General features: G+C 38.0%; 16 protein-coding genes. 10 read left to right on the forward strand and 6 right to left on the reverse strand.

What is annotated here, in order from left to right; all coding sequences use genetic code 11:
* Positions 1-502 (reverse strand): SH3 domain-containing protein (locus N178_RS21790; RefSeq protein WP_237758570.1); only part of this gene is annotated, 502 nt, incomplete at its 3' end.
* 570 nt (positions 503-1,072) lie between these two features.
* Here N178_RS21790 and N178_RS21795 point away from each other — a divergent pair.
* A complete protein-coding gene (locus N178_RS21795) occupies positions 1,073-1,606 on the forward strand; it encodes a GrpB family protein (protein WP_028412757.1) in 534 nt (177 codons plus the stop codon).
* Positions 1,607-1,641: 35 nt separating this feature from the next.
* Here the strand turns inward: N178_RS21795 and N178_RS21800 are convergent, their stop codons facing one another.
* From N178_RS21800 to N178_RS21815, 4 genes are all read right to left on the reverse strand, one after another.
* Positions 1,642-2,322 (reverse strand): DUF4397 domain-containing protein, encoded by a 681-nt coding sequence (locus tag N178_RS21800; RefSeq protein ID WP_045294843.1) that lies wholly within the window; start codon positions 2,320-2,322, stop codon positions 1,642-1,644.
* A 115-nt stretch (positions 2,323-2,437) separates the two neighbouring features.
* Complete coding sequence (locus tag N178_RS21805; RefSeq protein ID WP_045294844.1) at positions 2,438-2,875, reverse strand: hypothetical protein; 438 nt, start codon at positions 2,873-2,875, stop codon at positions 2,438-2,440.
* A gap of 92 nt (positions 2,876-2,967) precedes the next feature.
* A complete protein-coding gene (gene nfsA, locus N178_RS21810; protein WP_045294845.1) occupies positions 2,968-3,705 on the reverse strand; it encodes an oxygen-insensitive NADPH nitroreductase in 738 nt (245 codons plus the stop codon).
* Positions 3,706-3,734: 29 nt separating this feature from the next.
* On the reverse strand, positions 3,735-4,019 hold the full coding sequence (locus tag N178_RS21815; RefSeq protein WP_013057729.1) for a putative quinol monooxygenase: 285 nt from the start codon (positions 4,017-4,019) through the stop codon (positions 3,735-3,737).
* A gap of 204 nt (positions 4,020-4,223) precedes the next feature.
* Between N178_RS21815 and N178_RS21820 the strand changes: the two genes are divergently transcribed.
* The gene (locus tag N178_RS21820) at positions 4,224-4,538 is read left to right on the forward strand and encodes an ArsR/SmtB family transcription factor (RefSeq protein ID WP_013083811.1); all 315 of its coding nucleotides are present in this window, start codon (positions 4,224-4,226) and stop codon (positions 4,536-4,538) included.
* 19 nt (positions 4,539-4,557) lie between these two features.
* On the opposite strand, the gene N178_RS21825 is transcribed toward N178_RS21820, so the two are convergent.
* Complete coding sequence (locus N178_RS21825) at positions 4,558-4,893, reverse strand: CHY zinc finger protein (protein ID WP_045294847.1); 336 nt, start codon at positions 4,891-4,893, stop codon at positions 4,558-4,560.
* 177 nt (positions 4,894-5,070) lie between these two features.
* Between N178_RS21825 and N178_RS21830 the strand changes: the two genes are divergently transcribed.
* The 8 genes from N178_RS21830 to N178_RS21870 all read left to right on the forward strand — a co-directional run bounded on the left by N178_RS21830 (position 5,071) and on the right by N178_RS21870 (position 12,571).
* On the forward strand, positions 5,071-6,138 hold the full coding sequence (locus N178_RS21830; protein ID WP_029714620.1) for an undecaprenyldiphospho-muramoylpentapeptide beta-N-acetylglucosaminyltransferase: 1,068 nt from the start codon (positions 5,071-5,073) through the stop codon (positions 6,136-6,138).
* 498 nt (positions 6,139-6,636) lie between these two features.
* Entirely contained in the window at positions 6,637-7,191 is a 555-nt protein-coding gene (lepB, locus tag N178_RS21840) for a signal peptidase I (protein ID WP_028412768.1), read from the forward strand.
* Positions 7,192-7,281: 90 nt separating this feature from the next.
* Positions 7,282-8,376, forward strand: coding sequence for an oxidoreductase (locus N178_RS21845; protein WP_045294849.1), 1,095 nt, complete (start codon positions 7,282-7,284; stop codon positions 8,374-8,376).
* 249 nt (positions 8,377-8,625) lie between these two features.
* On the forward strand, positions 8,626-9,513 hold the full coding sequence (locus N178_RS21850; protein WP_013057718.1) for a sulfite exporter TauE/SafE family protein: 888 nt from the start codon (positions 8,626-8,628) through the stop codon (positions 9,511-9,513).
* Positions 9,514-9,956: 443 nt separating this feature from the next.
* The gene (locus tag N178_RS21855) at positions 9,957-10,418 is read left to right on the forward strand and encodes a hypothetical protein (RefSeq protein ID WP_013083806.1); all 462 of its coding nucleotides are present in this window, start codon (positions 9,957-9,959) and stop codon (positions 10,416-10,418) included.
* A gap of 115 nt (positions 10,419-10,533) precedes the next feature.
* Entirely contained in the window at positions 10,534-10,992 is a 459-nt protein-coding gene (locus N178_RS21860) for a hypothetical protein (RefSeq protein WP_045294851.1), read from the forward strand.
* The gene (locus N178_RS21865; RefSeq protein ID WP_045294853.1) at positions 10,992-11,312 is read left to right on the forward strand and encodes a hypothetical protein; all 321 of its coding nucleotides are present in this window, start codon (positions 10,992-10,994) and stop codon (positions 11,310-11,312) included. The genes N178_RS21860 and N178_RS21865 overlap by 1 nt, the downstream gene beginning before the upstream one ends.
* Complete coding sequence (locus N178_RS21870) at positions 11,312-12,571, forward strand: glutathionylspermidine synthase family protein (protein ID WP_045294855.1); 1,260 nt, start codon at positions 11,312-11,314, stop codon at positions 12,569-12,571. The genes N178_RS21865 and N178_RS21870 overlap by 1 nt, the downstream gene beginning before the upstream one ends.
* The last annotated feature ends 1 nt before the right edge of the window (position 12,572 follow it).

Genomic DNA, 12,572 nt, shown 5'->3' on the forward strand with positions numbered 1-12,572 from the left:
GAAGCAGAGCCTGCTTGTAAATACTGACTCGCCACCCAGCCCGTTTGGCCGCTTGCCGTTTAATCTGTGACCAAGATCCGCTTTCTTTTACCACCGTTACTTTTGAATTGCGCGGTAAGTTTGTTACCACCGATGCGCTTGTACTTGCAGAAGAGCGAACGTTTAATGAACTGGCGTTAACGACCGCTGACTTGGATGTCGAATTTGCCGTGGACGTACTGGTTGTTTGCGTTTTGTTTATGTATTGAGATGAAATCCAAGCTTCTTTACCGTTATACGTAATTTTAGCCCATCCCTTGCTTTCATCTACTATATTAACGGTGTTTCCCTTCGTTATTTTTCCAACGACGGCACCGCTTGTACTAGGCGTTGCACGTACATTTAACGATGTAACAGTTACTTTGGCCGATTCAGCTGCATCTGCATCAATTGAATGCAAAAGCAATGAAGAGCTTAAGAGAACAGAAGAAACGGCTGTGTACATGACATGTTTTTTATTCATTTTTTCCTCCTTGCAAATTACAAATTTCAACATAAGTTAATTGGTATACAAAGCATATATCGGCAAATAGCCCAAAATTTTGAGTGAAATCTACTATTATCTCATAATGCCGATATTATCCATCATACTATATGTCGAAATTCAATTGTATAATGAATTTGAACTATCTGCCATCCTTACAGATAAAATTTTACATTAATGTAAAATATAATTATATCAAAGGAGAAATTCAGGGATATTAAGGGCATTTAAAGGTCTTTAGTCCTTTGTTCACCGATGTTTTGAGGACATGTTTTATACTAGAAAAAATGTGAAATAGTATAAAGCAGCTGAATGTGAATATGATAGAGGAGAGATAGAAAATAAAAGAGTATCTATCTTTTGGAGGAGGAAACATCCACAATTATGAAACATTTAGAATAAAAATAACAAAAATATATAAAATAATATAAAGCCTGTCTAGAGGGGTGTAAAGCTCGTAGCATAAACCAAAAGTAAATAGTTAGAAAATTCTTTCTTTTTATTTTAAAACATGGTACAGTATAAAAAAGTGAAAGGGTGGAAACTGATATGCGAAAGATTGTTCAGTATGAAACAAAGTGGTCGCTTTTGTATCAAATGGAAAAAGAAGCGTTGCTTAATACACTAAAAGATTTTTCAGTAGACATCGAACATATTGGAAGCACGTCCGTTCCTGGATTGGCAGGTTCACCAATCGTTGATATTTTAATCGGAGTCAAACGTGAAGAAGACATAAATGAAGTGCGCGCTATATTAAAAAATAAATCTCACGTATATGTAGCGGAAAAAGAGATGTTCGTCTTATTAAAGGAAGGTGTTCCAGCTGCACACTACCCTCCAATTATGACAGCTAAAAATGCCCGTAAGCTCATTCCACATGATGCTAGAAGAAGTCATGTGTACGTAACGGTCAGTGAATCACCTTACTGGAATGAAAGAATTAATTTCAGGGAGCAGTTACGCTCGAGCGAACGTGCTAGAAAAAAATATGAAGGTATGAAATACGAGCTTTCAAAACGATTGTGGAACGATATTTCTACCTATGAGTACAAAAAAGAAGAATTCATTCAGCGCAGTCTATAAAAAACGTCATTTCAATTGAAATGACGTTTTTTAAATTAATTATCTTGTAAAACAATGGTCTCAAGCTTGTCAGCAGTATTTACTGCGAGAACCGTATAGTTTTTACCGCTTTGAAGATTTGTTCCTGGAAGACTTAGTATTTCTTTTCCATCTGCTGTGGAAACAGATAGATCATACGAACCCGGATTTACTACTTGATAACCTGAAATGCTTTTAAAAGACAGATCTTTAAATAAAGGAACAGCACCTTTAGGACCTACGTTTACCGCAGGAGCATCAGGAGATAAATGAGCAACACGCAAGCTTGCTTTTCCAGCCATCCCTTGCTTATTATTCGTGAAAGCCTGTAGTTCAAGATTTTCTGCTTTATTTACAGCGGCTACTGTATACGATTTTCCACCGTCTACAACAAGGGTAGCTTCGATGATGGAATCTTTTGTTCCTTTTGTCTTCGCTTCGTATACTTCTACTTTATGAGAACCAGCTGACAAAGGCAGGGAGTTGGAGACATCTTTAAACTTTGCTCCTTCTACTAAAGCTTTGTCATCCACAAAAATGTCTACAGCTGGAGCATCAGGTGAAGCATGAACGATACGAACTTCTGCATTTTGAGCTGGTCGCTCATCTGCAGCAGGAGGTGTTTCAGCGGCAAATACTAACATGCGGCTAAGTGCCAAGAAGGCAATCACTGCTACCATTACGAATAGTCGTTTCATCAAGTATCACTCCTTTTTTAGTATACACAGCTTTATGTAAAGAGAAGGACTGTGCAGTTGTTAGCGTATACTAAATAAAATCAACTATTCGTTTGTTTGTTAACTTTTGACGTGTTTACTGAGATTTCTGACGGAAAAATCGAAGAATAGCTAAAATATTGTACAGAGCTGTGAGGAGCCATGTCAATAAAAAGCCTAGGCCAAGCCCAATATTGGCATCTATATACGTATGCGTGAAGTCATCATATACGACGTAGGTAAGAGGAGCAATCGACAGTAAAAATAGAAGAAAAAACAAGAGCGTTTCCCATCTGTTTAAAGTGAAGGTTAAATAAAAGAAAAGGAAAGCGGAGAACAATAGAAGAGTGTCTCGAATAGCCCAAGGTAAAACGCCGATATGTGGATTAGCGAGAAGAAAAGTCGGGACAATCGAAAGGAGGAAAAGGAGAGAAAGTAAAGTCACGTGAAGGGTGTGCTTTTTTGTAAAAGCCGGTACCAATAAAAACGCTGCGGTTGCACCTAAAAGAAAATTACAAATTAAAATAAACTCCATATCAACACCTCATTTATTGAGTATTACTTTTAGTCTATTCAGTACGCTGTTAAAGTAGATAAAAAAGCTGCGATGTTCATCGCAGCTTTTGGTTATTCGAATTTAAACCCTTGTTTTTCAAGCATCGCTCGAACTTCTGGATAATAAATGGTTTTATAAATAGCTGATACAGTTTGTGACCAGTTGCGGTCATCAGCACCGTTTGTTCTCATTTTCATATACTCTGCCATTTCAGCATCATAGTCTTGAATCAATGACTTTAAGTCGTGATTATAGCTTTCCCGATGGTGCACAGCAGCTTGTGGCAATCGAGGTTTTTTCGCAGACTGATCTGCTGGATGTCCAACGACAAGACCGCTTACTGGGAATACGTATTCCGGTAAATCTAGCAGTTCAATGACTTCAAGCGGCTTTCTGCGAATTCCTCCGATTGGGACTGTACCTAAACCGAGTGATTCTGCTGCAACTGTTGCGGCTTCTAAAGAAATTCCAGCATCGGTTGCCCCCACTAAAATTGACTCAAGTCCATCGGTTACGCCAAGAGGCGCATCGTTAAGCTCAGCAGCAATCTTAGCACGATTAAAATCCGCACAAAAGATTAAGAATAGAGGAGCTTGGTCAATCCACGCTTGGTTGCCCGCAAGCTCTGAAAGCTTTTTCTTTTTTTCTTTATCTTGGACGCTAATAATAGTCACTTGCTGTCCGTTAATAGAAGAAGCGGCTGACTGAGCAGATTGGATAATCGTATCTAAATGTTCGTCGCTTACTGCTTCGTCTGTATACTGACGGATAGAACGATGATCTTGAATTGTACGAATTGCTTCATTCATGATGCGTCATCCTTTCAAAGAAGTTATTCTTAGCCTTGTAATGTTTTTACATCTAAAGGTGCTACAAGTACGCCAGTTTGAGCAAATGCTACAAAACTTTGGAAGTGAGCTGATTTATTGTGTGCTTGAATTGCTTCTTCGCTTTTCCACTCTTCAATCATCATAAATGTGTTAGGTGTAAAAGCATCTTCAAATAGTTGATAGTTGCTGTTTCCTTCTTCTTGTAAAGAATGCTTAATTAGTTCTTGTACGTTTTCTAAAAATTCTTCTCTTTTTGCTGGGTTAACTTTCATTGAAGCTTGTAAATGAATCATGGGTGATTCCTCCTTTAATAATGATGGTGCTTTATATTATTTGTTTTGTTTTTAATCTTTCATTCAATTTATGATTAAAATGAAGATAAGTTCGAATATCATCGAACAATGAAACTATAACACCGATTAAATAACAGTGCAAGGAATTTAGTTCGAAAGTTATCGAACATTGATACACAAAAGAAGCTGTGTTATATTTTAAGCATGAGAAAACCTTATCAACCACCGAAATCTGAAATTAAATTAACGCCTATTCTACACGCGTTGAGTGATCCTAATCGGCTGCGAATTGTACAGTGTTTAGCGACAAGAAAGGAGCAGACCTGTTCGTATTATCAAAAATTAAATGTATCAAAATCAACGCTATCACATCATATTAAAGTACTTCGCGAAGCTGGAATTATCAAACTACGTATAGAAGGTACGCAGCACTATTACTCCTTGCGTTTAGAAGAACTTGAGGAATTGTTCCCAGGTCTGCTTCCTTCCATTATAAATATAGATGAGCAATTGTTTTAAAAGCTGAACGATGTTTTGTTCAGCTTTTTTGTTCAAAATAAATGTGTCCATGCAGGCTGCATCCGGGATTAAAAGAAGAACGACAGTGAGGGCAAGTCGAGTTACAGGTTAAGTATTCATTAATTGATAGCTCATGTTTACATACTCCGCAAAGAATAGCTTTTTCATTAAACATAGCTTTTGGCCACCTTTTAATGTCGTGATCCGCATGTCCGTTATGACATTGATAGCACGGATAATATGTATGACAGCAATAAAATTTTATTGCGATAATATCTTTATCCGTATGATAGTGCGTACAGCGCGTTTCGGAATCCACTGTGTCCCCTTTTACTGCAGGTACAGATTTGTTCATTATCATCACTCCTTATGAAAAGTATAGCATGCTTTTATACGCCTTATCATACATATGTAAAAAGAAAAATGCTATAATAAAACCATCGTTTTACATGTCAGATTGCATGCTAAAAAGATCAGATAAAAATTGATGTCAAAACAGATCGATTAAGTGAAGTAAAGAGAGGAAGAAAAAATGAGTAAGCAAGTTATCGTTTTTACCGGAGGCGGAACAGCTGGGCACGTAACACCAAACATTGCCATTATGAAAGAATTAGACAGTGAAAAATGGGATATCCATTATGTCGGTTCTCATAATGGTATTGAGAAAGAATTAATTACAAAATTAAACGTTCCATATCATGCGATTTCAAGCGGAAAGCTGCGTCGCTACGTCGATATGGAAAATGTAAAAGATGTATTTCGAGTAGCAAAAGGGGTTGGCGATGCACGTCGCGTGCTAAAAAAGCTAAAGCCTTCTCTTGTTTTTTCAAAAGGCGGTTTTGTCACAGTTCCTGTTGTAATGGCTGCTAAATCTTTAAACATTCCCGTGTTCATTCATGAAAGTGATTTAACACCGGGACTGGCAAATAAAATTGCGCAGAAATTTGCCACTAAAATTTTTACTTCTTTTGATGAAGCGGCAAACTACTTTCCAAAAGAAAAAGTGCAGGTCGTTGGTTCACCTATTCGAAAAGAATTATTTAGCGGAAGCGCAGCGAACGGGGAAAGCTGGCTTCGCTTTTATGATAAGCGCCCAATTTTAACGATTATGGGCGGAAGTTTAGGAGCACGCCGTATTAATGAAATTGTTCGAGAGTCTTTGCCTGAACTGCAAAAGAAATTCCAAATTGTACACCTTTGCGGAAAAGGCAATATTGATACAAGCCTTGAAAAAGAGTCCGGCTACCGTCAGTTAGAATACGTAAACGAACAGCTTCCTGATGTTCTAGCGGCAACTGATTATGTGATTACACGCGGCGGATCAAATGCCATTTTTGAGTTTTTAGCTCTTCATAAACCGATGATGATTATTCCTTTATCAAAAGCACAGAGTCGCGGAGATCAAATTTTAAATGCACAATCCTTTAAGAAAAAAGGCTACTGCATGGTTGTAGAAGAAGAGCAGTTAACAAAAGAACTGTTTTTGCGTGAAGTAAATGAGCTTCAGCAGCAGGCAAGTACGATGAAGCGTACAATGCGTGAAGCAACAAAAACGGATGCCATTTCAATTCTTGTAAATGAAATTGAGAAAATGAGCTAAAAAAGCGTTCTTATCGAGGAGATAAGAACGCTTTTTTTCCGAAAGAGGAGAAGGAGGAAGCAGGCCGTAAAATAATTCATGATGAAATGGAAAGTATTTTGTCACGCGCGTCTGAACAAAATGTTGTGCCGATTATAGATAACCAAAACATTTTTATTGGATCTGTGCGGCGAAGAGAGATTATAGAGTATTGTATCTCTCAACTTTTTATACGTGGAGAAACGCCTTTAAATGTGAAGATTTAGTTAAGTTTGCGTAAAAAACATAATTTTTACATAAAAGGTAGTCTTTTTTTATATAATTAATGTTATAATAAGAGATGTAAAGACGAAACTTGCGTAATGTAAGCCTCTAACATTTGTTAGAGGTTCTTTTTTTACATAGCATAAAACATTTGATTTCAGTTCTTTCTATGATTAAGTTAGAATAAGTGTTAAAGTAAGAAGTTTCTTGCTTTTTACATAAGAAAAGTGAGCTGTACAAAGGAGACAAAGTATATTGACTACGGAAAAAACAAAAAGCGATCAATTACGCAGCATATTCAAAACAATTATCTTCGCTATCGCTCTAGTATTTATGATTCGCGCATTTTTATTTTCTCCGTATATTGTAGAAGGCGCTTCAATGAACCCAACGCTGCATAACGGAGAGCGTTTGTTTGTGAATAAACTGTCGTATTCGCTTCATGATATTCGCCGCGGAGATATTGTGATTATTAAAGATGAGGCTAAGAATAAGCATTATGTAAAAAGAGTAATCGGTCTGCCAGGTGAAAAAATCGAAATGAAAAAAGATCAGCTTTATATTGATGATAAAAAAGTAAGTGAACCTTATTTAAAAACGAATCGTCAAATTGCCAACAACATGGATATGGAGCTAACAGGAGATTTTGAACCCGTTCAAATACCTAAAAACGAAGTATTTGTAATGGGTGATAACCGTCTGTACAGTATGGATAGCCGTAATGGTCTAGGTCTCATTGATGAAAAACGGATTGTGGGAAAAAGCGAATTTGTATTTTACCCCGTCAAAAAAATAAGAAAAACGACGTAAAAAGAAATGCCGGCAAAGGTATTTCTTTTTTTGTGCCTATGTCTACTCGGCTCCTAGATGGGTAAGCTAAGGAAAAAAGGTGTGAATTAATTGAAGGCAGCCTATGAAAAATTATTTAAACATTTTAAATTTGTTGATGCTCTTGAGATGAAAAATCGATTAGCAATGGGACCTATCCTCACATACGCTTCACGGGAAAACGGAGAAATATCCGATATTGATATGTCTTTTTACGAAAAACGAGTAGGGGGCGTCAGTACGGTAATTATCGGTCCCGCGTTTATCACAGAAAATGGCCAAGTAGCACATGGTCAAATCGGAATTCATCGTGATCAGGTCATACGAAAGCTTCATCAACTAACCCAAATGATTCATAGAAGAGGAGCTAAAGCGATTCTTCAACTATCGCACGGGGGCAGAAAGTGCGTAGAAATGGAAAATAAGTGGCAAGCCATTAGCCCAAGTGAAAAGCCTCATAAACGTAAAGGGAAAAAGCCTGTTCAAATGACCGAGCGCGATATAACTTATATTGTTCAAGCATTTGGCGAAGCTACCACCAGAGCTATGGAAGCAGGGTTTGATGGAGTAGAAATTGACGGGGGAAATGAATGTTTACTGCAGCAGTTTATATCAAGGCAAGCCAATGAACGAAGTGATTCTTATGGTGGAAGTGCAGAAAACCGCTTCACTTTTGCACTTGAAGTTATTCGTGAAGTGACGCGTCGAGCAGCACATGCGGGCAAACCATTTATTGTGGGATATACATTAGCGCCCAAAGAAAAAGGCTATTTAGGAAATAAAGTGGAAGATACATTTGAGTGGATTGACCGTCTTGTTTATACAGAAATTGATTATTTACATATCAGTGCTTTACATGAACCTACCTCAAAAAGGGAAGAAAATCATTCACTGCTTTCTTCGATTGTTAAGCACGTCAATCACAGGGTCCCTCTTGTGGGTACAGGAGGACTTATGGCAACGGAAGTAGCAGAAGCTTTTGAGCAAGGGCTGTCTTTAATTACGATTGAACAAGCATTAGTTGTACAGCCAGATTGGGTAGAAAAAGTGATAAATAGCGATGAGCCTGCTTCTATGGATGTGACGTCATTAGATAAAGATGTGAGTTTGCCACCTGAAGTGCTAGCTCACTGGCAAGACATGCATAAAAATGACCGCCCTTATTAAGTGAGCGGTCGTTTTTATGTGGTTGACTTAACAAGAAGAATTTTATTTTACTGATACTATAACCAAGCAGCATACATAGACTAAAAGAAAAACTAAAAACACAGTTGACTTCTAGGAATAGTTAGGATTACAATATAAACAACTTATTCATAAAACGGACAGCTGATCGGACATACCGAAGGCTTCTAGCAAACAACTGTTGGAGGCCTTTTTGTGCTTTCTAACAGAAGATGAAAGTGGAGGGACAACATGAAAAAGTTAATTACGTTTGCACTTATTGGCTTTTTAGCTCAGTTAATTGATGGATCACTCGGAATGGCATACGGGGTGACGTCAACTACGCTGCTTTTAACGTTTGGAATTGCACCAGCTGTGGCTTCCGCATCTGTTCACTTAGCAGAAGTTGTAACAACAGCAGCTTCTGGTGTTTCGCATATTAAATTTGGAAACGTAGATAAATCGATGGTGTTAAAACTGATTATCCCAGGTTCCATCGGAGCTTTTGTAGGAGCCTGCTTTCTAAGTAATTTACCTGGAGATGCAGTAAGGCCTTACGTTTCAACATTCTTATTGCTCCTAGGAGTTTATGTGTTATTTCGTTTTTTATTTACGTTTAAAACAAACGAAGAAAAGAGCACTAAACCTTTATCGACGAAGCAGTCCATTCCGTTGGGATTAATTGCTGGATTTGCTGATGCTACAGGAGGCGGCGGCTGGGGGCCCATTGCAACGCCTGTATTGCTAGCTAAAAAAGGCACAACAGCACGGAAAGTCGTTGGAACCGTGGATACAAGTGAATTTGCTATTGCCGTCTCGGCTACACTTGGCTTTTTAATTTCTCTTGGCTGGGAGCAGGTAAACTGGTTCTGGGTAGGTGCCCTTATGATTGGCGGAATTATCGCGGCTCCGATTGCTGCATGGTTTGTTCGTATTATCCCGGCTCACTTGCTTGGTTCACTTGTTGGTGGGTTTATCATCTTAACAAATGCTCGAACACTCTTAAACACTTGGGTATCAAGCAGCTCTACTCAGATAGCTGTATATGCATTCATACTTATTGTGTGGGCAGCAGCGATCATTTACTCACTGTTACAAGGGAAAAAGTATAATCAAAATCGAAACGTAGAAGTTTCGTAATAAAGAGGATGGAATAAAAGTAGCTTAGTTAAAGAAAGATCTGAACGTGTTTGATTCTTGATGGAGAATCAAATGTGTTCAGATTTTTTTATGGTTAAAGTGAAGGCAGCTTCATGTATATAGTGGCTTCTAGCTGTTGGTTGAAGGGCAAGGCAAAGTGGAACAGATGAGGCCCTGCAGGAGCGGCCGCCCTCGGAAAGCGAAACCTTGTACGGAAATCCGTCGTAACAAGGGATGCATACTAGCGCATTATCCCATTTGTTTGTCTTTAGATTGGGGTGATTTCGTTATGTCTCAATCCCTTTTATTATCTAAATTCCGTAAAATGGACGAGCGTAGATATTTTTTTGGCTTCTTATGATACAATAGACGAGTTCATTCATGAGTGGGAATACTTTCTAACACATATAAAATTCATTGAATCGTCGAGGTGTGAAGAGTAAGTGGTCTATTTTATTTTAGTATTAGTAGCAGCTATCGAAGTAATTGTCTTGTTGATTAATCGACCTGTATTTGCAAACATTCCGTATGTTCAAGTATATATTGTTCCTTTGTTAATAGTAATTGTCATCACGATGTTGCTTTCGCGAAATCCAAAGAGATTTATGCGGTGGTTTAAACAAGGGCTTATTACGATTTCAGTCGTTGTACTTGTATTCGTACCGGTTCTCTATGCCAAAAATCTCCCGTTGTATGGATATAATGAAGCAAAAAAAATGCTTGCGCAAAGAGAACAGCTCTTGCTAAGCCAGTTTCAAAAAGGAAAATACGTATATCCAGCAAAAGACAGCCCTAAAAAATACCGTTATCTATTTAAAGTCAATCGTGGAAACGGCATGCTTGAATATGTATTCGACCCATACACAGGCGGTTATGAAGTTGTGACAGATGTGATAAAAAAATAAAGGTTTAGCTTATTTAAAGCTAAGCCTTTTTATATGAGAAAAATTGAAACTTTTTGAAAATCTGTGCGTATTTATTAAAGAACGTTCACAAAAAAGTCACAAAAGGAGTTGCGCAATGGGAAAGTTAGAATACCGACTGCTAAAGCCTGATGATACGTTTGTATCTATTTACCACTATCAATCTATTGAACTTGAACAAATTTTAGCAAGAAGAGAATGCGAATTTTTTGTTAAAGAAGGAGTAACGTATAAACAAACTTCATCTGCAGTCGAAGATGATATCCATATTATTTATGTAAAGGAGCATGAGTACGGAACGAAAGAACAGGTAGAAGAGGATAATCGAGAGATTACGTTAGAAGTCCGCGAATTGAATTCTCTTCGAGGACATCCAATTTTATTCGTCTCTTCATTTTATACGCATTTGGACGTATTAAGCTATATCGGAACTGTTTATACATACTATAATGGATGGGAATGGGAAAGAGACTCTGCGGAAATTGATGAAGACCGCCGCGTGTACAGTTTATATGTAACAAAAACAGGCGTAACGTATGAAAGGGGAAAGGCTTAATGTCCAAAACAAAAAAAATGATGGCGGGAGTTTTGACCACTGCTTTAATGACATCGCTCGTTGCCTGCGGTTCAACTGATCAGGCAAGACCGGCTAAACCGAAAGATAAATCGTGCGACAAGTGGAAATGGGATGAAGATACGCAAACGTACTACTGTTCAGATTCTTCTTCTTCGCACAGCGGCTCATATTATCACGGAGGGCGCTACTACGGGTCTGAAAAACAGCTGACCTCATCATCGTCCTATAAATCATTTAAATCAAGCAGCTCGTATAAATCTGGAATTGGGAGCGGCTCTAAAGGCGGTTTTGGCGGGTAATGCATAAAGAAAAGCGAGAAATGTTTTATAAAGAAATTCAAGATTTTTGGTACGACTTATATGGAACAGAGTACGCTCTTTATGATGTACATATAGAATCTTCTCACATCATTCATTCCATTAAAGAAGCCGCAAATCAAATCGGGGAACTATTTTTTAAAACGGCACCTTTACTTCGTTCATTAGATGATCAGACGCTTCTTTCTTTAGGATTTCCAAAAGCCAGTTTCCCGTACCTACGACTGAAAACGATGGAAACAGAAAGTGTGATTTCACGCCTTGATTTTGCTGTTACGGATGATCAAATCAAGCTTTTAGAACTAAACGCCGATACGCCTACGTTCATTAAAGAATTATTTCATGTAAATGAGTTAGTCTGCCGGCATTTTCAAGTGCAAAACCCTAATAAGTTTGAAGAAAAAAAGCTTGCTTTAGCATTAAAACACGCCATTTTTGAAGCTTATAACGAGCTCGATAGAACGAACTATCCAAACGTCGTTTTTTCTTCTCATGATACACATGAAGAAGATAAGCTAACCACTCTTTATTTAATGAAGCTAGCCGATGTAGATGCTACATATGTTCCATTATCGCAGCTTCGAATTGTCCCTGCCTCTACAGTTGAAGAAGGTCAACATATAGAAGCGGGCGTGTATGATCAATATGGACAAAAAATAGACGTACTCTATCGCCAAACTTATCCGCTTGAACATTTAATTGAAGATGAAGATCCGAGTACGCATGAAAAAGTCGGACACATGCTTTTAACATTGGCACAGCAAAAACAAGTAGCCATAATCAATCCGCCTTCTGCATTTTTACTGCAGTCCAAAGCCGTGCAAGCACTCATTTGGGCTTTGCATGAACAACATCATCCTTTCCTCACTAAAGAAGAGCATCACATCATTGAAACATACTTTTTACCAACGTATTTAGAAGAGGATCCATTTATTGAAAGAAAACAAGCATTTGTGAAGAAACCATCGTTTGGTCGTGAGGGAGATACCGTTGAAATTTATAATGAAGACGGAATCAAAATAGACGAAGATCAGCATAAGACATATCAAGAATACACTGCTGTATATCAACAGTTTATTTCTTTGCCAACTGCAACAATGAAGACGCAAACGCAAACAATAGAGGCTCATATCATGTACGGGTGCTTTTTATTAAATGGAAAAGCAAGCGCAGTAGGAATCCGAGCTGGAAATCAAATTACAGATAACGAATCGTATTATTTGCCGATTGGATTAAAATGAA

The organism is Priestia aryabhattai B8W22 (assembly GCF_000956595.1).
GTDB lineage: Bacteria > Bacillota > Bacilli > Bacillales > Bacillaceae_H > Priestia > Priestia aryabhattai.